Genomic DNA, 18,934 nt, shown 5'->3' with positions numbered 1-18,934 from the left:
GGCGCCTGACGCCCGCGGTCAGTCACTACCTACGGGGCCCTCAGGCCCCCACAGACCGCTTGCTGCGTAGGAGACCGGCCAGCGCCTCAGCGAACTCCACCGGATCCACCGGCAGCGTCACCGCGGCGTCCGCACGGCTCCAGGTGGCCAGCCAGGCGTCCTGCGGCCGCCCCATGAGCAGCAGCACCGGCGGGCACCGGAAGACCTCGTCCTTGATCTGGCGGCACACGCCCATGCCGCCCGCCGGCTTTGCCTCGCCGTCCAGCACGCACACATCCACTCCGCCCCGGTCCAGCTCCTTCAGGACAGCGGGAAGCGTCGCGCACTCGACGAACTCGACGGCGGGAACGTCTGCGGCCGGCCTGCGGCCGGTCGCCAACCGGACCTGTTCGCGGGTGCTCGCGTCGTTGCTGTAGACCAGCACCGTGGCCGTCGGCTGCATTGTTCCTCCGCGTCTTTGGTCGGGAACTCTTCGGATGCCGTTGCGCCGGATGCTACTCCCTCGCACCGCCCGTCAACACCTGTTGCAACCGCCCGTCAACACCTGTTGCCAGGGGCCCTCCAATGGGCCGTATGGGCTGCACACACGCGGGGGACACTCCGAACGGCACCCCCCGTAGTGAGGGCGGGATAAGCGACCGACATAATGTCGGTCGTGGCGACAGCAACGACAGTAGAAACCGGGCACGCGCACCCGTCGGTCAATCGGCCGAACCTCACCAGCGTCGGAACCATCATCTGGCTGAGTTCCGAGCTGATGTTCTTCGCGGCCCTCTTCGCGATGTACTTCACCCTGCGATCGGTGACCGGTCCGGACTTCTGGCATGAGAAGGCGGACGCCCTGAACTTCCCGTTCTCGGCGACGAACACCACGATCCTGGTGCTCTCCTCCCTCACCTGCCAGCTCGGCGTGTTCGCAGCCGAGCGCGGTGACGTGAAGAAGCTCCGGATGTGGTTCATCGTGACCTTCATCATGGGTGCGATCTTCATCGGCGGTCAGGTCTTCGAGTACACGGAGCTGGTCAAGCACGAGGGCCTCTCGCTCTCGTCCGACCCGTACGGCTCGGTGTTCTACCTGACGACCGGCTTCCACGGCCTGCACGTGACGGGTGGCCTCATCGCCTTCCTGCTGGTCCTGGCCAGGACGTACATGGCCCGGAGGTTCACCCACGAGCAGGCGACCGCAGCCATCGTCGTGTCCTACTACTGGCACTTCGTCGATGTCGTCTGGATCGGCCTCTTCGCCACGATCTACATGATCAAGTAATCGGATCGTCCTCGAGACCGATCCATCCCAGAAGCATCGACGCAGAAGATCCTGACACCGGGGTAATCCGTGAAAAAGCTCTCCGCACGACGACGCCATCCGCTGGCGGCGGTCGTCGTCCTACTCCTCGCGCTGGCATGCACCGGGGGGCTGTACGCCGTGTTCGCGCCCGCGGACAAGGCACAGGCCGAAGAAACCTCCCAGTCCCTCGCCATCGACGAGGGCAAGAAGCTCTACTCGGTGGGCTGCGCCAGCTGCCACGGGACGGGCGGTCAGGGCACCTCCGACGGCCCGAGCCTGGTGGGTGTCGGTGCCGCGGCGGTCGACTTCCAGGTCGGCACCGGCCGTATGCCGGCCCAGCAGCCCGGCGCCCAGGTGCCGAAGAAGAAGAACATCTACACGCAGGCCGAGATCGACCAGCTCGCGGCGTACATCGCATCCCTGGGTGCCGGTCCTGCCGTCCCCACCGAGGAGCAGTACAGCCCCGAGGGCGCGAACATCGCCAGGGGCGGTGAGCTTTTCCGTACCAACTGCGCCCAGTGCCACAACTTCACCGGCAAGGGTGGCGCGCTGACGCACGGAAAGTACGCCCCGGCCCTGGATGACGTGGACCCCAAGCACATCTACCAGGCCATGCTGACCGGCCCGCAGAACATGCCGTCCTTCCCCGACACGACGATGTCGGAGGAGAACAAGAAGGACATCGTCGCGTACCTCGACGCGGTCAACAGCGGTGAGACCGTGGAGCCGGGCGGCCTCAACCTGGGCGGCCTCGGGCCGGTCACGGAGGGCCTGTTCGGCTGGATCTTCGGTCTCGGCGCCCTGGTCGCCGTCGCCATCTGGGTCGCCGCTCGGACCGCAAAGGCCAAGAAGTCATGAGTAGCCAAGACATTCCCGAAGAGAACCTGCCTACCGCGCAGGACGAGCACGGTGCCGTAGCGCTCGCGGACGAGGAGAACCCGTTCGCGGACCCGGGGCTGCCGCCTCACGAGCACCGCATCCAGGACATCGACGAGCGGGCCGCCAGGCGCTCCGAGCGCACGGTCGCCCTCCTGTTCACGCTGTCCATGGTGGCCACCATCGGCTTCATCGCCTCGTACGTGGCCATCCCGATCGACCAGAACATCTTCGTCTGGCCGATCGGGCACATCAGCGCGCTCAACTTCGCGCTGGGCCTGACGCTCGGCGTCGCCCTGTTCGCCATCGGCGCCGGCGCGGTCCACTGGGCCCGCACGCTGATGTCCGACGAGGAGCTCGTCGACGAGCGTCACCCGATCGAGGCAACGCCCGAGGTCAAGGCGAAGGTCCTGGCCGACTTCAAGCAGGGTGCCAAGGAGTCCGCGATCGGTCGGCGCAAGCTGATCCGCAACACCATGTTCGGCGCGCTCACCCTGGTGCCGCTCTCCGGCCTCGTCCTGCTGCGCGACCTCGGTCCGCTGCCCGAGGACAAGCTCCGCCACACCCTGTGGAAGTCGGGCAAGCTCCTGATCAACCAGAACACCCACGAGCCGATGCGTCCCTCGGACATCGCCGTCGGTTCGCTGACCTTCGCGCAGCCGGAGGGTCTGGAGGAGCACGACCACGATTTCCAGAGGGAGATCGCCAAAGCGGCCCTGATGCTCGTCCGTATCCAGCCGGACAACATCAAGGACAAGCAGACCCTGGAGTGGTCGCACGAGGGAATCCTGGCGTACTCGAAGATCTGCACCCACGTGGGCTGCCCGATCTCCCTGTACGAGCAGCAGACGCACCACGTCCTCTGCCCGTGCCACCAGTCCACCTTCGACCTCGCCGACGGCGGCAAGGTGATCTTCGGCCCGGCCGGTCACGCGTTGCCGCAGCTGCGGATCGGTGTGAATGACGAGGGCTACCTCGAGGCGCGCGACGACTTCGAAGAGCCCGTCGGCCCTGCCTTCTGGGAGCGCGGATGAGTACTACGACGACCAAAGACGCACGGGGCAAGGCACCGGCCGGCGAGCGGGTAGCCGACTGGGCCGACGGCCGGCTGGGGATCTACTCCCTGGCCAAGGCCAACATGCGCAAGATCTTCCCGGACCACCCGTCCTTCATGCTGGGCGAGATCTGCCTCTACAGCTTCATCATCATCATCCTCACGGGTGTGTACCTGACGCTGTTCTTCCACCCGTCGATGAACGAGGTGGAGTACACCGGCAGTTACGTCCCGCTGCAGGGCCAGCTGATGTCCGAGGCCTTCAACTCGACGATGCACATCAGCTTCGACGTCCGCGGCGGTCTGCTCATCCGGCAGATCCACCACTGGGCGGCGCTGGTCTTCCTCGCGGGCATGTTCGTGCACATGATGCGCGTCTTCTTCACGGGCGCGTTCCGCAAGCCGCGTGAGATCAACTGGGTGTTCGGCTTCCTGCTGTTCGTCCTCGGCATGTTCACCGGCTTCACCGGTTACTCGCTGCCGGACGACCTGCTCTCCGGCACCGGTGTCCGCTTCATGGAGGGCGCGGTCCTGTCCGTGCCGATCGTCGGCACGTACCTGTCGTTCTTCCTGTTCGGCGGCGAGTTCCCCGGCGGCGACTTCGTGGCCCGGTTCTTCGCGGTCCACGTGCTGCTGCTGCCGGGCATCATGCTCGGCCTGGTGGTGGCCCACCTGATCCTGGTCTTCTACCACAAGCACACGCAGTTCGCGGGCCCCGGACGGACGAACAACAACGTCGTCGGCATGCCGCTGCTGCCGGTCTACATGGCCAAGGCCGGAGGCTTCTTCTTCCTGGTCTTCGGTGTCATCGCGGTCATCGCGGCGCTGGTGCAGATCAACCCGATCTGGGCCATGGGTCCGTACCGGCCGGACCAGGTGTCCACCGGCGCACAGCCCGACTGGTACATGGGCTTCTCCGAGGGCCTGATCCGCGCCATGCCGGGTTGGGAGATCGATCTCTGGGGCCACACGCTCGTCCTGGGCGTCTTCGTGCCGCTGATGATCTTCCCGCTGGTTCTGGTCGCGATCGCGGTCTACCCGTTCATCGAGTCCTGGGTCACCGGCGACAAGCGCGAGCACCACATCCTGGACCGCCCGCGCAACGCCCCGACCCGTACGGGCGTCGGTGTCGCGTGGATCACCTGGTACGTGGTCATGCTGATCGGTGGTGGCAACGACCTGTTCGCCACGCACTTCCACCTGTCGATCAATGCCGTCACCTGGTTCGTCCGGATCGCGTTCTTCGTCGCACCGGTCATCGCGTTCATCGTCACCAAGCGGATCTGCCTCGGCCTGCAGCGCCGCGACCGGGACAAGGTGCTGCACGGACGCGAGTCCGGCATCATCAAGCGCCTGCCGCACGGTGAGTTCATCGAGATCCACGAGCCGCTCAGCCAGGAGCAGCTGCACACGCTCACGGCGCACGAGCAGTACGAGCCGGTCGAGATCGGCCCGAAGGTCGACGAGCACGGCGTGGAGCGCAAGATCCCGGCCTCGGAGAAGCTGCGCGCCAAGCTCTCGAAGAACTACTACGGCGAGGGCCACCAGATCCCCAAGCCCACCGCCGATGAGTTCAAGGAGATCACGAGCGGCCACGGCCACCACTGATCACCGAGCCCTGGCCTGAAGGTCGCCACGGCTGGGGTCAGCGTCAGCTGGGGAAGAGCCCCGTCCATTGCTTGGACGGGGCTCTTTGCCGTGCCCGGGCCTGGATAGGGTGGGTCCCATCCGTATACGAGACCCGGGGCGGGGCCTCGTACGGGGCCTGTGCGGTATCTCCGCCGGGATCTCCGTGTACGAGCGCCGTCCGCGTCCGGGAAAGAACCCAGGAGCGGCATATGAGCGCTGTGACCCCCGCAGGAGGCGACACCGCGGCGGGCCGTTCCTGGCCCGAGGTACTGAGTGCCCTGCTCGGCGGGCAGGACCTGAGCGCCGGTGACACGGCGTGGGCGATGGACCGCATCATGAGCGGCGAGGCCTCGGACGCCCAGATCGCGGGCTTCATGGTGGCGCTGCGGGCCAAGGGAGAGACCGTCGAGGAGATCACCGGTCTCGTCGAGGCGATGTACGCGCACGCGCAGCCGCTCGACATTCCCGGGCCGGCCGTCGACATCGTCGGTACGGGCGGCGACCGCGCCAGGACGGTCAACATCTCGACGATGTCGTCCATCGTGATCGCGGGGGCCGGGGCGAAGGTCGTCAAGCACGGCAACCGGGCGGCGTCCTCGGCCAGCGGGTCGTCCGACGTTCTGGAGAAGCTCGGCATCAACCTGGACCTGTCACCCGAGCGTGTGGCGCAGGTGGTGGAGGAGGCCGGGATCACCTTCTGCTTCGCGGCCAAGTTCCACCCCGCGATGCGGTTCGTCGGTGCGGTCCGGCGGGATCTGGGGATCGCGACCTCGTTCAACATCCTCGGCCCCCTCACCAACCCCGCCCGGGTCACCGCCTCCGCGATCGGCTGCTTCGACACCCGGATGGCGGGGCTCATGGCCGGGGTACTGGCCGAGCGGGGCTCGTCCGCGCTGGTGTTCCGCGGAGACGACGGGCTCGACGAGCTGACGACGACCTCCACCTCGCGGGTGTGGATCGTGCGGGACGGGGCGGTGCGCGAGGAGAGCTTCGATCCACGGGACGTCGGGATCGAGCTGGTACCGGTGGAGGCGCTGCGGGGCGCTGACGCGTCCTACAACGCGGACGTGGCCCGTCGGCTGCTGGCCGGCGAGACCGGGCCCGTACGGGACGCCGTGCTGCTCAACTCGGCGGCGGCCCTGGTGGCCCTCTCGCCGGGCGAGGGATCGCTGGCCGAGCAGATCGGTGCCGGGATGGAGAGGGCCGCGGAGTCGATCGACTCGGGGGCGGCTCGGCGGGTGCTGGAGCGGTGGGTGGCTGCGAGCAACTAGCCGTTGGGGCGGGCGGGGGTTGGGTACCCCCTGGCCTGCGGCCGGCCGGATGGTTCGCCAACTGCCGGTGGAGGCTGGGCGTGCGTGGCGGCTTTCCGCCCGTGGGTGGTTCGCCACCTGACGGTGGGTGGGTCGGGGCCGCGCCGGGGTGTACGTCCTCGGTCTGGCGCCGAGCCGTACGTCGTTGGACGGCACCGTAGGTTTGCGCCAGCCGCTGCGGGCGCACACCCCGCCACGTCCCCTTCCGCACGTATGCGGCGCTCGGCCGGCGGCCGGTTCCGCCCTTGCGGCGGGGATGGGTGGACAGGCGCGCCGCTCCAGTTGTGGGCAGGCGTTCCGCAGGGCGGAACGGGTGGGCACAACCCACGACGGCGGGTGCCCTCGCGTCGGACCTGTGCGCAGCATCGGGTGCCGTACGGCGGTGCAACCGCGTCCGCGATGCGGACAGTGGTTGCACCGGCGCGATCATCTGGCATAGTTCTCAACAGGTCATGAGTGACAGCGAACAGGCCCCGGCCCGCTGTCCGGCAACCCTCCGTCCGTGGCGGGGTGCCCCGGGTGAAGACCAGGCCGCAGGCAGCGAGGTCTGCGGCAAGCGCGGACCCCTTGTTCGGTTCCTGGGGTCCTGGTCCTCGAGGAGCTGTCTCGTGAGCAAGCGAATGCGATAGGGCGTCAAGCCCCTTCTCGCACACCCCTTTTCATCTTTCACCCTTTTCTGCGCTTGAGCTGTCATGCCTGCTCGCGCAGTCATTTCGCTTATCTCTCACGGGAGTTCGCCATGCCTGTCTCCACCGCTGCCGCCGACCAGTCCGTTTGCCGTGACATTTCCGGGGCCCTGCCCGTTCTGGGGCGCGATGTCCTCGTCCCGCTCGTCACCGGCGGCGAGGTCACGTACGCCGCCCTCGACTACGCCGCGAGCGCTCCGGCGCTGCAGCGGGTCTGGGACGACGTGGCCGCGTACGCGCCGTACTACGGCAGCGTGCACCGCGGCGCCGGGTATCTGTCGCAGCTGTCCACGGAGCTCTTCGAGAACGCGCGTCACGCCGTCGCCGAGTTCCTCGGCTGCCGTGATGGCGACCAGGTGGTCTTCACCCGGTCGACCACCGATTCGCTCAATCTGCTGGCCGCCGCCTTGCCTGCAGGGTGCGAGGTGTTCGTCTTCGAGACCGAGCACCACGCGTCCCTGCTGCCGTGGCGCGAGGCGCGGGTGACGTATCTCGACGCCCCCCGTACGCCGGAAGAAGCCGTGCGGGCGCTGGAGCGGGCCCTTGCCGACCGGGACCCCTACGGGCCGGCGCTGGTCTGCGTCACCGGGGCGTCCAATGTGACCGGTGAGCTGTGGCCCGTACGGGAGCTGGCCGCCGCCGCGCACTCTCACGGCGCGCGGATCGTGCTGGACGCCGCCCAGCTCGCCCCGCACCACCCCGTGTCCGTACGGGAGTTGGACGTCGACTGGGTCGCCTTCTCCGGTCACAAGCTGTACGCACCGTTCGGATCGGGCGTGCTCGCCGGGCGCGGCGACTGGCTGCAGGACGCCGAGCCGTACCTCGCGGGCGGCGGCGCCAGCCGCAAGGTCGCGCGGCGCGCGGACGGGGGTGTGGACGTGGAGTGGCACACCACCGCCGCGCGTCACGAGGCCGGTTCTCCCAATGTGATCGGCGCCTATGCGATCGCGTCGGCGTGCAAGGCGCTCACCGAGGCCGGATTCGACACCCTCGTCGCGCGGGAGCAGCAGCTGGTCTCGGCCGTGCGGGCGGGCCTGGCCGAGGTGCCCGAGGTGCGGGTTCTCTCGCTGTTCGGCGACGATGCGCCGCGTGTGGGTGTTCTTTCGTTCGTCGTCGACGGGTGGAACAGCTCCCACTTCGCGGCCGCGCTGTCCGCGGAGTACGGCATCGGCGTACGCGACGGGCTGTTCTGCGCCCACCCGCTCGTGCGCACCCTGCTCGGCACCGAGCCGCAGACGCAGGGCGAATGCGGTGCCCCCGAGGCCGCGCCCGGCGAGAAGTCGCTCAACGCCATCCGCGTGAGCTTCGGCGCGGGCACGCCGGACGAGCACGTCGAGCGATTCGTACGGGCGGTGAAGGAGCTCGTCCGGGACGGCGCCAAGTGGAACTACCGCACCGAGGACGGGCGCTGCGTCCCTGACACCTCCGCCTGAGGCAGAGGGTCCGGGCGGTACGGCAGCCGGGCGCCCAGAAGGATCATGCGCAGGGCGCGCTCCGTCGCGTCGGTGAGGAACTCGCCGCCGCGGCCGAGCGCCTCGTGCAGGGAGACCGGCGCGGGCAGGATCGCGCTGTACGCGTCCACGCCCGAGGCCCGCACCCGGTGCGCCCCCTCACCGATCGTGCCGGCCAGGACGAGGACCGGGCGCCCGAACCGCTTGGCCCGCCGTGCCACTTCGGCGGGGACCTTGCCGCGTGGGGTCTGGTGGTCCAGCGCCCCCTCGGCCGTGATGACGAGGTCGGCGCGGGCCAGCCGGGCGTCCAGGTCGAGGTGGTCGAGGAGGACGTCGAAGCGGGGGAGGAGGCGGGCGCCGACCGCTGCGAGACCGGCGCCCAGGCCGCCGGACGCGCCCGTGCCGGGGCCGCGGTAGAGGTCCGTGCGCACGTCGAGGTCGCGGGTGAGGACGTCCGCCCAGCGCTCCAGCGCGGCTGAGAGCTCCTCCACCTGCGCGGGCGTCGCGCCCTTCTGCGGGCCGAAGACGCGGGCGACGCCGCGCTCGCCGCACAGCACGTTGAACGGGTTACAGGCGACCAGCAGTTCGGCGTCGTGCAGGCGCGGGTCCAGGCGCGACGGGTCGATGCGGTGGAGACGGGACAACGCACGTCCTCCCGGGGGCAGTTCCCAGCCGTTCGCGTCCAGCAGCCGGGCGCCCAGCGCCTGGAGGGCTCCCGCGCCCCCGTCGGACGTACCCGAATCGCCGCAGCCGACGAGGACCCGGCGTGCTCCCGCGTCCAGCGCGGCGCGGATCAGCTCGCCGACCCCGTAGGTCGTGGTGGTGCCCGGGTCGCGCAGGCCGCGCGGGACGAGGGACAGGCCCGCGACCGCCGCCATCTCCACGACGGCTGTGTGTGCGTCGAGGAGCGCGAAGTGCGTGCCGACCGGCTCACCGACCGGGCCCGTCGCGGGCAGTGCGACAAGCCGGCCGGCACGGGCCGCGGCGAGTGCGGCGGCCGTGCCCTCGCCGCCGTCCACCAGCGGGATGAGATCGACCTCGGCGCCGGGGACGACACGGCGTACGCCCGCCGCGATGGCCTCGGCGGCGTCACGCGCGGACAGGGACTCCTTGAAGCCGCTGGGCGCGACGGCGATACGGGTCAGCATGGGGGCTCCTTGGGGTGGTCAGCGGACGGGGACGCCGAGCAGCGGCCAGACGGCCAGGGCGAAGAGCAGGACGAGCGCGGCGGTGAGCGGGGCCAGCACTGCGGACAGGCGCAGCAGGTCGCGCGGGGTGTACGTGGGCGTACCGGGTATGTCGGCGAACAGCGCCACCGGTTTCGCCGACGCCGGGAGCGTGTGGCAGAAGCCTGCTGCCGCGGTGGAGGCCAGGGCGGCCGCGACCGGGTTGACTCCGGCTGCGGCCGCTGCGGCGACGACCAGCGGTACCAGTACGGACGAGCGCGCCGAGCGGGACTGCAGGACCAGATGCGCCGCGGTGCTGACGGCTACGACAACCGCCAGGAAGAGCCAGGGCGACACATCGAGGGGAACCCCGGCCACCAGCCATTTCGCCGCCCCCGAATCAGCGAGCGCCACGCCCATCGCCATCGTCGCCGCCATGAAGAGCAGCAGCGACCAGGGCACGGTCTTCAGGGCGTCCTTCAGGCGTACGGTGCCGAGCGCCGGAGAGGCCGCGACGACCGCTCCGATCAGGGCCACGACAGCGGGCGGCACCTGGTGCAGCGGCTCGCTGCACCACAGGGCGACGACCGTGCCGAGCAGCACGAGACAGCGCGTCTCCGCGGGCGCCCAGGGACCGGTGACCGGGTCGTCGCTGTGCTCCTGGATCTGTTCGGCGGTGATTCGGACAGGGACGCGACGGTCGGCGCGCCGGGTCGTCGTCAACAGCACGGCTTCCGCCGCCAGATGGGATGAGGCGACCGCCAACGGCAGTCCGAGCAGCAGCCACTGCGTGAAGCCGATCCGCTCCCCTGTCGCCTCCCACAGCACCGACACGGTGATCAGATGCGCTCCCGCACCGATCAGCGTCGCGACCGCGGACAGCAGGATCACCGTCGGGAACAGCAACGCCAGCATCACGACCAGGCGTTTGCGGTCGCCCAGCGCCTTGGCGAGGGCGAGGAAGACGGGCAGCGCGAGCGCGGCCCGGCCCGAAGTCGCAGGCACCGCGAAGGCGGTGACGACCAGCGCCGCGGTGGTCAGATGCACCAACTGCCGTACGCTGCGGGCACCTCCGACGAGAAAGGCCGCCGCGCGTCCCGCGAGTCCACTGCGCGCCACGGCCGAGGCGAGCACGAAGGCGCAGATCAGCAGCCACACCGTCGCGTCGCCGAGGGTCCCGAAGAGCGTCTCGCTGCTGATCACGCCGGTGGCGGTGAGTGCCAGTCCCGCGCCCAGCGCGATGTACGTGTCGTCGACCGTCGTGCCGATCCAGGCGCAGGTCGCGAGGGCGAAGACGGCGAGCGTCAGACGGGCGTCACCGCTGAGCCCGGGGAAGTTGCCGGGCACCAGCAGCAGTGCGCAGAGGGACAGCGCGACGCACAGTGTCGCGGTGTTCCGCAGGTTCAGGGTCACGCCATCGAGCGTTCACGTATGGGGTGAGTCCTCGATGAGCCGTACATGAAGGGAATTTCATGACACGCGTCAGATCGGCGGTCAGACCGCCAGCCGGTACCCCATCCCGCGTACCGTCTCCACCTGCTGCGCCCCCAGTTTCTTGCGCAGCGCCCGCACATACACATCCACGATGTTGGAGCCCGGGTCGAAGTCGTATCCCCACACGTGCGACAGGATCTGCTCGCGCGAGAGCACCTGCCCAGGGTGGCGCAGGAAAAGCTCCAGGAGCACGAACTCACGAGCCGTCAGGTCCACCGTCCGCTCCCCGGCCCGTGCCCGGCGGGTGCGCAGGTCCAGCGACAGGGTGCCGCTGCGCAGCACCGTCACCTCCGGCGCCCTGGCCGCGGTACGCAGCCGCAGCCGCACCCGCGCCAGCAGTTCCTCGAAGCGGAACGGCTTGGTCATCCAGTCGTCGGCGCCGCCCTCCAGGCCCGCCACGGTGTCCCGTACGGAGTCACGGGCGGTCAGCACGAGCACCGGCACCGTCACCCGTGCCTCGCGGAGTTCGCGCAGGACCGTGAAGCCGTCCCGGCCCGGCAGCCCGATGTCCAGCACCACCAGGTCGAAGCCGCCCGTCACCGCGTACTCGTAGGCGGTGTCGCCGTCTGCGACGACCGTCGTGGTGAAGCCGTTGGCGCGCAGCCCCTTCTCCACGAAGGAGGCGATGCGCTCCTCGTCCTCGACGATGAGTATCCGGTTCACGTCTCGTCCCTCTTCGTGGTCAACGTCCCGTGCCCGTTCATGGGCGTTCCTCCTCCAGTACGAGCACGAACGTCGCGCCGCCGCCCTCCGTGCCGTGCAGCCGTACCCGTCCCCGGTGACCCTCGGCGATCGCCTTGACGATGGCGAGGCCCAGCCCCGCCCCGGTGGCGCGGGCGCCGCGTCGGGCCGTGCCGCGGCGGAACCGTTCGAAGATCACCTCGGTGTCCTCGGGGTCCACGCCGGGCCCCGAGTCCGCGACGTAGAGCTCGACTCCCCGGCCCGTGCTGCGGGAGCCGATGCGTATCGGCTGCCCGGGCGTGGTGTGCTGCACGGCGTTCTGCGCGAGCTGCACCATCGCCTGCGTGATGCGCTGCGGATCCAGCCGCACCTCCCGGTCGGCCGTCTCGGCCAGCTCCCAGCGGCGGTCGCCCAGAGTGCGCGCCTTGACGAAGACGTCCGCGGTGAGCTCGGCGAGCTGTACCGGCTCGGGCCTGACGAAGTCCGGGCGCTCGGCCTTCGCGAGCAGCAGCAGGTCCTCGACGATCCGGCTCATCCGGTCCAGTTCGTCGGTGACAAGGCGAAGGGTCTCATCGCGCTCGGCCGGGTCGTCTCCCATGAGCTCCAGATGGCCGCGCACGATGGTGATGGGTGTACGCAGCTCATGGCCGGCGTCGTCGACGAACTCGCGCTGGGCGGCGAAGGCGCGCTCCAGCCGGTCGAGCATCGCGTTGAACGTCTCGGCGAGCGCGGCGACGTCGTCGCGGCCGCGGACCGGGATGCGCCGGGTCAGGTCCTGCTCGGTGAGCTGCGCGGCCGCGGTGCGCACCAGCCGTACCGGCTTGAGGATCCGTCCCGCGACGACCCAGCCGATACCCGTCGTCATCAGCAGGGCCACCCCGGAGATGGCGAGCAGGATGCGGAACACCTCGTCCGCGCCCGCCTGTTCGCGCCCCGGATGGAAGGCGACCACGAACGCCGCCTCCGCCTCACCGTCGTGCCGGGCCACGGTGACCTTGGCCCAGCGGATCTCGCCCGATGCGCGGTGCAGGGTGCCGGTGGACCGCGGCGACTCGAAGATGCGGCGCCGGGCGTCGGAGTCCTCGTGCAGGGGCCGCTTCACGTCGATCTCGCGCGGCTGGGTGAGCTGCGCGGGTGTCGCGCCCGGCCGGCCCACCAGGCCGATCAGCTCCTCGTCCGGATCGGCGTACTGCCGCTCCAGGAAGACCCGCAGCAGCCGCGCGGGATCGGTGAACGGGCGACCGGTCTCGGGGTCGACGCCACGGTCCTCGAAGTGCGCGAACTCGCCGGTCTCCTGGGCGAGCAGCCGGTTCACCCGGTGGTCGACGTCGCGCAGCAGGATCGAACGGGTGGTCGCGGCGACCGCGGCCAACGCCACCGCCATCACGAGCAGCAGCCAGAGCAGGATGCGGACCCGGGCGGATATCCGCCCGCGCGCGGCCTCAGCCGTCGTCGCCGGGTCCGTCGTCGTCTCCCTCTCCCGTGCCGCCGTCGTCGTCATCGTCACCCGTGGGGTTGTCGCTGACCGGAGGCCGGGACACGACCTCGTCGCTCGGTGTCGGCTCCGGGCTGGTGGGCGTGGCCGAGGGCGAGCCGCTGTCCAGTACCACCTTGGGCGGCACCGGGGGCTCGTCCGGGCTGTCGGTCAGGGCGTAGCTGGTCGCGGCGATGCCCAGCGGTATCGCCACGACGGCGGCCAGGGCGGCCATGCGGTGGGAGAAGACCATGGGGCGATCCTGCACGCCCCGAGACGCCGCGGGGATGAGCCGGAGATGAAGAGCTCTTCATCTGCGAGTCACCGGGCCACCGCACCACCCCGCGCGGCGGCACGGTTACGAATCGAGACCGATCGCGAACGCCGCCTCCAGGTCGTGCTGCGAGTACGTACGGAACGCGACATGCGTGTCCGTGGCCTCCACGCCCGGGATCTTGCTGATGCGGCCGGGGATCACGTCGGCCAGGTCGTCGTGGGCCTTGACCCGGACCATGGCGATCAGGTCGTAGGTGCCGGTCACCGAGAAGACCTCGCTGACGCTGTCCAGCGCGGCGATGGATTCGGCGATCTCCGGGATCCGGTCCACGCTGGTCTTGATGAGCACGATCGCGGTGATCACGGTTTGCTGTCTCCCTCAGTGGCCGCGGGCTGGGGTTTCACTCTAGCCCTGCCATACGTTCCCTCCCGCCGCCCGTACCGCGCCCACGCATAGAGAAAGCCCAGCGAGAAGCCCACCAGGTGGGCCAGATACGCGACGCCCGGGCCCTGGCTCGGGCGGCTGACCGCCATCCACTGCAGTGCGACCCAGAAGGGCAGGACCACCCAGGCCGGGAAGCGCAGCGGCAGGAAGAACAGGAACGGGAAGAGGCTGGTGACGCGGGCCCCTGGGAAGAGGAAGAGGAAGGCGCCGAGGACCGCGGAGATCGCCCCGGAAGCGCCCACCAGCGTCTGCTGCGACCCCGCGTGCGCGGTGGCATATCCCACCAGGGCGAGATAGCCGCAGCCGACGTAGAACAGCGTGAACTCGATAGGGCCCATGCGCTCCTCGGCCATCACGCCGAAGACGTACAGGAAGAGCATGTTCCCCAGTAGATGCAGCCAGCTGCCGTGCACGAAGAGCGCCGTGGCGGGAGTGAGGACGGCCCGCGGCGCCCCGCTGAACAGCTCCGCGGGCACCACGCCCCAGCGCTCGAAGTACGCCGCCTGGGCGGCGATCAGCTCGTCGCCGCTGCCGTACACGGGGTTCATGGCGGCGGCCGGCCCGGTGACGAAGATCAGACAGCACAGGGCCATCACGCCGTATGTCACGGGGGCCGTCCGGCCCCGCATCGCCCGTCGTGCCGCCGCACCCAGGCCACCACGCCGTTTTCCCATCACGGTCAGAGCATGACGTAACGGGAGCAACCCGTGCGGACCGCCTCGCCGCGACCGGGGCCCGAGCACGGGGTACCCGGCAGGCCGTAGGGTTACGTGCCATCCGCACCAGGTAAACGGACGCACCATGGATACAGGTGCATCCGGGAAACAGGTGCATCCGGGAAACTCGAAGGAAGCGACAGCACGATGACGGTTCCCCTGCCGACGGCCCAGACCCGCTGGCGCTGCACGCTCTGCGGCAATCTCACGCGTTTCGACGTGACCCGTTCGTCGAAGGTCGTCGAGTACGTGCATCTCGATCTGGCCGGGGAGCCCACCGTCGAGGAGCGCCAGACCGTGAGTGAGACCATCGAGTCGGTGCGCTGCCGCTGGTGCAACGCGGTGGACCAGGTGGAACTCGTCGACAGGCCGGGCGCCGGCTCCTGACGGAGCGGGCTTTCGCACAACCAATTGGGGTGACGGATGGTGGAGACCACAGGCGGGGAGCCGGCCGACGGCACCGCTGAGGTGCTCGACCGCCCGCTGCCCGACGGAGTGCGGCGCCGGGTCGTCCAGATCGTCTCGGACGGCTTCGGCGGACTGACCCTGACCGAACTGCCCGCGCAGCTCCGACAGTACGCGCGCTTCACGCCGAGCCGCCGCGCCAAGTTCGCCGGCAACGCGATGGCGGCGGCCGTGGAGGCGGACCCCATCTTCCGCCAGCGCATCGCGGAACGGCTGCGCGAGGCCCAGCCCGAACTCGCGGGCGCCCTCGACTCGGGCGCACCGCCCCCGGCCGCGGACCCGCTGGACGTCGCGGCCGCGGCCTATGTGCTCCGCCCCGCGGGCTGGGTGAAGCTGGTGACCGCCGCGGGCGAGGAGGCCCAGCGGGCGAACGCCGAGCGCGCCGACGAGGAGACCAGAGCCGAGCTGGAGCGGCTGCGCGAGGAGCTCGCCGCGGCCCGCGACCAGACCAGGATCGACACGGAACGGCTGCGCACGGAGCTGGAGTCGGCCAAGAAGGAGGCCGATTCGCTGCAGCGCAAGCTGCGCGCGGCCCTCAGCGACGTCAAGCGCGGCGAGGCCGCACTGCGCAAGGCACGGGCCGAGACGGATGCCGTACGGGCCGAGAGTCAGGCGCAGTTGTCCGCGGCGGAGAGCGAGGCGCGGCGGCTCAAGGCGCGACTCGGTGAGACCGAGGCGGCGCTGGAGGCGAGCCGCCGGGCGGCGCGCGAGGGCCGCAGCGTCGAGGACATGCGCGTACGGCTGCTGCTCGACACCGTCCTCGACGCTGCACAGGGGCTGCGCCGCGAACTGGCGCTGCCGCCCGTCTCCGGGCGCCCGGCCGAGACCGTGGATGCGGTGGAGCCCGGCCGGATGACCCCCAAGGACATCGCGGCCCGCGCGCTGTCGGACAGCGACCCGGCCGTCCTCGACCAGCTCCTCGCGCTGCCCCAGGTGCATCTCGTCGTGGACGGCTACAACGTCACCAAGACCGGCTATCCGCAGATGCCGCTCGAGAAGCAGCGGTTGAGGCTGCTCGGCCAGCTCTCCCTGCTCGCCGCGCAGACCGGTGCCGAGGTCACGTGTGTCTTCGACGGGGCAGAGCTCGCCGCGCCCGTGCTGCTCGCGCCGCCGCGCGGGGTCCGGGTGCTGTTCTCCAAGCCCGGTGTGACAGCCGACGAGCTGATCCGCCAGCTGGTGCGCGCCGAGCCGCCGGGCCGGCCCGTGGTGGTCGTCTCGACCGACCGCGAAGTGGCCGACGGCGTCGCGAAGGTGGGGGCGCGGCCGGTCGCCTCGGCGGTGCTCCTGAAGCGCTTTTCGCGCGGGTAAGCGGAATAAGCGAGTCCTGTTCTCATAAGCGACGTAGGTCGCATAGGCCCCATCAGTAACTTCTGGGCGCAATGCCCGAATTCGCGAAATCTTCACGCAACGTAGTGTCAGACCCACATCACTGCACGTGAGTTCGCGGCAAAGAATGCGCTGTGTGACGGAGATTTTTATGAGGATGATTTGAACTGATCACAGTTGGGTCACTAGGGTCTGGCGTCGAACCTCCACTCGGGTGATCGCTCATTGGGAGCGACGGTGGAGGGGCACCGCCCACCTCGTTCGGTAGGCGGCTGGAGGAAGAGGAGCTCGCCTTCGTGGCGTCCCACCGTCGACCCAAGCAGCCGAGCCGCACCCGCGTGACCGTGCTCACCGCAACCGCCGCCGCAGCCGTGGCGCTGACCTCGCAGGCCGCCAACGCGGCCCCGAGCGCCAAGCCCAGCAAGGACGAGGTCAAGGCCAAGGTCGACAAGCTCTACGAAGAGGCAGAGCACGCGACCGAGAAGTACAACGGCGCCAAGGAGAAGCAGCAGAAGCTCGACAAGCAGATCGACAATCTGCAGGACAAGGTCGCACGCGGCCAGGACGAGCTCAACGACCTGCGGGACGGCCTCGGTTCGCTGGCCAGCGCCCAGTACCGCTCGGGCGGTATCGACCCCTCCGTCCAGCTCTTCCTCTCCTCCGACCCGGACGACTACCTCGACAAGGCGTCCACGCTCGACCAGTTGAGCAGCCAGCAGGTCGATGCGCTGAAGAAGATCCAGGAGAAGCAGCGCTCGCTCGCCCAGCAGCGCCAGGAGGCCTCCGACAAGCTCGCCGACCTCGCGGCCACCCGCAAGGAGCTCCGCGAGAACAAGGAGAAGGTCCAGGCCAAGCTGGCAGAGGCGCAGAAGGTCCTCAACACCCTGACCGCAGCGGAGAAGGCGGCCCTGGCCGCCGAGGAGGAGCGCGCCAGCCGCGCCAGCGCCCGCACCGCCCTCGGCGGCGGGCAGGCGGCCTCCGGCCGTGCCGCCGCGGCCTACTCCGCCGCCCAGAGCAAGCTCGGCTCGCCGTACGTCTACGGCGCCAGCGGCCCCAGCTCCTTCGACTGCTCCGGCCTCACCTCCTGGGCCTTCGCCCAGGCCGGCGTCTCCATACCGCGCACCTCGCAGGCGCAGGCCAGCGCCGGCACGCGGATCTACTCGCAGAGCGACCTCAAGGTCGGCGACCTGGTCCTCTTCTACGGCGACCTGCACCACGTCGGCTTCTACGCGGGCAACGGCCAGATCCTGCACGCGCCCCGGACCGGCACGGTCGTCCGCTACGAGTCGATCAACAACATGCCGTTCCAGTTCGGCGTCCGTATCTGAGTCGTCGTACGAGCAGTCCGGGAACGCCCCCGATCGGGGGAATTCCGGCACCTCCCGCTTACCCCGCGCCCCGTCGGTGACCTGCGTCTCCGGCGGGGCGTCGCGTTGTTCGACTCGCCCCGGCCCTTTGGACCCCGCGTGGTCGCCCGGCTACTGTCTGCCCTCGTTTCCCCCGGGTACCGGGGGTCCGTCAGCGGAAGGGAGAGCGGTCACCCGTGGGGTCCCATCGCCGCCGCGCACACTCCGGCCTCGACCGGAGCGGGCGCGGCGCCACCGTCACCGTCCTGTCCACCGCAGCCGCCACCGCGGCGGCGGCCCTCGCCGCCGCACCGGCCGGCGCCGCGCCGCGGGAGACCCCGCAGGACGTCGGCGCCGAGGTGGACCGGCTGTACGAGCAGGCGGAGAAGGCCACCGAGGCGTACAACACCGCGGACGAGCGGGCCGAGAGCCTGCGCGCCCAGGTGAAGACGGCCCAGGACCGGATCGCCCGCGGGCAGGAGCGCCTCAACACCATGCGCGGCGCGCTGGGCGCGCTCGCCGGGGCGCAGTACCGGTCGGGCGGCATCGATCCCGCGCTGGCCCTGGTGCTCTCCGCCGACCCGGACGGCTATCTCGACAAGGCGGCGACCCTCGACCGCGTGAGCGCCCGGCAGGCCGACCGGCTCAAGGACGTCCAGGAAGCCCAGCGCGCCCTCGCCCAGGAGCGCACGGAGGCCGCCGACCGGCTCGCGCAGCTGGAGCACAGCCGCAAGGAGGTGGCCCGCCACAAGCGCAGCGTCGAGCACAAGCTCGCCGAGGCCCGGCGGCTGCTCAACGCGCTGCCGGCCGCGGAGCGGGAGGCCTACGACAGGGTCTCGCGCGACACCGGTCGGACCCCGCTTCTGGATCTGTCCGGCTCCGCCCTGCCGTCGTCGGCGCGGGCCGCGGCCGCCGTCGCCGCCGCCCGCTCGGCAATCGGACTGCCCTATGTGTGGGGCGCCAACGGGCCCTCGGGCTTCGACTGCTCGGGCCTCATGCAGTGGTCGTACGCGCAGGCGGGCGTGGGGCTGCCGCGCACGTCGCAGGCCCAGCGGTACGCGGGCCGCCAGGTCTCGCTCGCCGAGGCGCGGCCCGGCGACCTCGTGGCGTACCGCTCGGACGCGAGCCACATCGCGATGTACGTGGGCAACGGCCAGGTCATCCACGCGCCCTACCCCGGCGCCCCCGTGCGCTACGACCCCGTGGGGATGATGCCGGTCTCGTCGGTGACGCGGGTCTGAACCGCTGCCG

General features: G+C 70.3%; 18 protein-coding genes and 1 riboswitch. Of the genes, 10 read left to right on the top strand and 8 right to left on the bottom strand.

What is annotated here, in order from left to right; translation table 11 throughout:
* Positions 1–40 precede the first annotated feature (40 nt).
* Complete coding sequence (locus ACSMXV_RS13195; RefSeq protein WP_473177819.1) at positions 41–442, bottom strand: hypothetical protein; 402 nt, start codon at positions 440–442, stop codon at positions 41–43.
* Positions 443–646: 204 nt separating this feature from the next.
* Here ACSMXV_RS13195 and ctaE point away from each other — a divergent pair, with 204 nt between their 5' ends.
* From ctaE to ACSMXV_RS13165, 6 genes are all read left to right on the top strand, one after another.
* Positions 647–1,267: an aa3-type cytochrome oxidase subunit III gene (gene ctaE, locus ACSMXV_RS13190; protein WP_181659505.1), complete on the top strand. Its 621-nt coding sequence runs from the start codon at positions 647–649 to the stop codon at positions 1,265–1,267.
* Positions 1,268–1,336: 69 nt separating this feature from the next.
* Entirely contained in the window at positions 1,337–2,146 is an 810-nt protein-coding gene (gene qcrC / locus ACSMXV_RS13185) for a cytochrome bc1 complex diheme cytochrome c subunit (protein WP_473177818.1), read from the top strand.
* Complete coding sequence (gene qcrA, locus ACSMXV_RS13180; protein WP_473177817.1) at positions 2,143–3,198, top strand: cytochrome bc1 complex Rieske iron-sulfur subunit; 1,056 nt, start codon at positions 2,143–2,145, stop codon at positions 3,196–3,198. The genes qcrC and qcrA overlap by 4 nt, the downstream gene beginning before the upstream one ends.
* A complete protein-coding gene (gene qcrB, locus ACSMXV_RS13175) occupies positions 3,195–4,826 on the top strand; it encodes a cytochrome bc1 complex cytochrome b subunit (RefSeq protein WP_473177816.1) in 1,632 nt (543 codons plus the stop codon). Before qcrA ends, qcrB begins: the two co-directional genes overlap by 4 nt.
* A 230-nt stretch (positions 4,827–5,056) precedes the next feature.
* Entirely contained in the window at positions 5,057–6,118 is a 1,062-nt protein-coding gene (trpD, locus tag ACSMXV_RS13170) for an anthranilate phosphoribosyltransferase (RefSeq protein ID WP_473177815.1), read from the top strand.
* Between the two features lie 487 nt (positions 6,119–6,605).
* Positions 6,606–6,722, top strand: a riboswitch (SAM riboswitch).
* Positions 6,723–6,896: 174 nt separating this feature from the next.
* On the top strand, positions 6,897–8,276 hold the full coding sequence (locus ACSMXV_RS13165) for an aminotransferase class V-fold PLP-dependent enzyme (RefSeq protein WP_473177814.1): 1,380 nt from the start codon (positions 6,897–6,899) through the stop codon (positions 8,274–8,276).
* Here the strand turns inward: ACSMXV_RS13165 and ACSMXV_RS13160 are convergent.
* The 7 genes from ACSMXV_RS13160 to ACSMXV_RS13130 form a co-directional block, all read right to left on the bottom strand.
* The gene (locus tag ACSMXV_RS13160; RefSeq protein ID WP_473177813.1) at positions 8,231–9,442 is read right to left on the bottom strand and encodes a glycerate kinase family protein; all 1,212 of its coding nucleotides are present in this window, start codon (positions 9,440–9,442) and stop codon (positions 8,231–8,233) included. The genes ACSMXV_RS13165 and ACSMXV_RS13160 overlap by 46 nt on opposite strands.
* Positions 9,443–9,460: 18 nt before the next feature.
* A complete protein-coding gene (locus ACSMXV_RS13155) occupies positions 9,461–10,873 on the bottom strand; it encodes an SLC13 family permease (RefSeq protein WP_473177812.1) in 1,413 nt (470 codons plus the stop codon).
* Positions 10,874–10,954: 81 nt separating this feature from the next.
* Positions 10,955–11,617, bottom strand: a complete 663-nt coding sequence (locus ACSMXV_RS13150; protein ID WP_181862317.1) for a response regulator transcription factor — start codon at positions 11,615–11,617, stop codon at positions 10,955–10,957.
* Positions 11,618–11,654: 37 nt separating this feature from the next.
* Positions 11,655–13,136 carry a sensor histidine kinase gene (locus ACSMXV_RS13145; protein ID WP_473178919.1) on the bottom strand — a complete coding sequence of 494 codons (1,482 nt, stop codon included), beginning with the start codon at positions 13,134–13,136 and terminating at the stop codon, positions 11,655–11,657.
* Entirely contained in the window at positions 13,078–13,362 is a 285-nt protein-coding gene (locus tag ACSMXV_RS13140; protein ID WP_473177811.1) for a small secreted hydrophilic protein, read from the bottom strand. Before ACSMXV_RS13140 ends, ACSMXV_RS13145 begins: the two co-directional genes overlap by 59 nt.
* A gap of 105 nt (positions 13,363–13,467) precedes the next feature.
* Positions 13,468–13,749 carry an Lrp/AsnC family transcriptional regulator gene (locus tag ACSMXV_RS13135; RefSeq protein WP_131565796.1) on the bottom strand — a complete coding sequence of 94 codons (282 nt, stop codon included), beginning with the start codon at positions 13,747–13,749 and terminating at the stop codon, positions 13,468–13,470.
* Positions 13,746–14,504, bottom strand: a complete 759-nt coding sequence (locus ACSMXV_RS13130; protein ID WP_473178918.1) for a rhomboid family intramembrane serine protease — start codon at positions 14,502–14,504, stop codon at positions 13,746–13,748. Before ACSMXV_RS13130 ends, ACSMXV_RS13135 begins: the two co-directional genes overlap by 4 nt.
* 189 nt (positions 14,505–14,693) lie before the next feature.
* On the opposite strand from ACSMXV_RS13130, the gene ACSMXV_RS13125 reads away from it, so the two are divergent.
* The 4 genes from ACSMXV_RS13125 (at position 14,694) to ACSMXV_RS13110 (ending at position 18,924) form a co-directional block, all read left to right on the top strand.
* Positions 14,694–14,933, top strand: a complete 240-nt coding sequence (locus tag ACSMXV_RS13125) for a hypothetical protein (protein WP_181659517.1) — start codon at positions 14,694–14,696, stop codon at positions 14,931–14,933.
* A gap of 36 nt (positions 14,934–14,969) precedes the next feature.
* A complete protein-coding gene (locus tag ACSMXV_RS13120) occupies positions 14,970–16,319 on the top strand; it encodes an NYN domain-containing protein (RefSeq protein WP_473177810.1) in 1,350 nt (449 codons plus the stop codon).
* 314 nt (positions 16,320–16,633) lie between these two features.
* Complete coding sequence (locus ACSMXV_RS13115; RefSeq protein ID WP_181862314.1) at positions 16,634–17,665, top strand: C40 family peptidase; 1,032 nt, start codon at positions 16,634–16,636, stop codon at positions 17,663–17,665.
* Between the two features lie 215 nt (positions 17,666–17,880).
* Positions 17,881–18,924 carry a C40 family peptidase gene (locus ACSMXV_RS13110; protein WP_473177809.1) on the top strand — a complete coding sequence of 348 codons (1,044 nt, stop codon included), beginning with the start codon at positions 17,881–17,883 and terminating at the stop codon, positions 18,922–18,924.
* Positions 18,925–18,934: the final 10 nt, after the last annotated feature.

Source organism: Streptomyces sp. DSM 42067, assembly GCF_055792885.1.
Note: the sequence above shows the minus strand (reverse complement) of the source record. Positions and strands in the feature narration are given on the sequence as shown.

Bases quoted from the DNA above. Each gene is read 5' to 3' on its own strand.
- ACSMXV_RS13140 (WP_473177811.1), bottom strand. From the start codon at position 13,362: ATGGTCTTCTCCCACCGCATGGCCGCCCTGGCCGCCGTCGTGGCGATA.
- ACSMXV_RS13120 (WP_473177810.1), top strand. From the start codon at position 14,970: ATGGTGGAGACCACAGGCGGGGAGCCGGCCGACGGCACCGCTGAGGTG.
- ACSMXV_RS13130 (WP_473178918.1), bottom strand. From the start codon at position 14,504: ATGGGAAAACGGCGTGGTGGCCTGGGTGCGGCGGCACGACGGGCGATG.
- ACSMXV_RS13160 (WP_473177813.1), bottom strand. From the start codon at position 9,442: ATGCTGACCCGTATCGCCGTCGCGCCCAGCGGCTTCAAGGAGTCCCTG.
- ACSMXV_RS13195 (WP_473177819.1), bottom strand. From the start codon at position 442: ATGCAGCCGACGGCCACGGTGCTGGTCTACAGCAACGACGCGAGCACC.
- ACSMXV_RS13165 (WP_473177814.1), top strand. From the start codon at position 6,897: ATGCCTGTCTCCACCGCTGCCGCCGACCAGTCCGTTTGCCGTGACATT.
- ctaE (WP_181659505.1), top strand. From the start codon at position 647: ATGTCGGTCGTGGCGACAGCAACGACAGTAGAAACCGGGCACGCGCAC.
- ACSMXV_RS13125 (WP_181659517.1), top strand. From the start codon at position 14,694: ATGACGGTTCCCCTGCCGACGGCCCAGACCCGCTGGCGCTGCACGCTC.
- ACSMXV_RS13145 (WP_473178919.1), bottom strand. From the start codon at position 13,136: ATGACGACGACGGCGGCACGGGAGAGGGAGACGACGACGGACCCGGCG.
- trpD (WP_473177815.1), top strand. From the start codon at position 5,057: ATGAGCGCTGTGACCCCCGCAGGAGGCGACACCGCGGCGGGCCGTTCC.
- qcrA (WP_473177817.1), top strand. From the start codon at position 2,143: ATGAGTAGCCAAGACATTCCCGAAGAGAACCTGCCTACCGCGCAGGAC.
- qcrB (WP_473177816.1), top strand. From the start codon at position 3,195: ATGAGTACTACGACGACCAAAGACGCACGGGGCAAGGCACCGGCCGGC.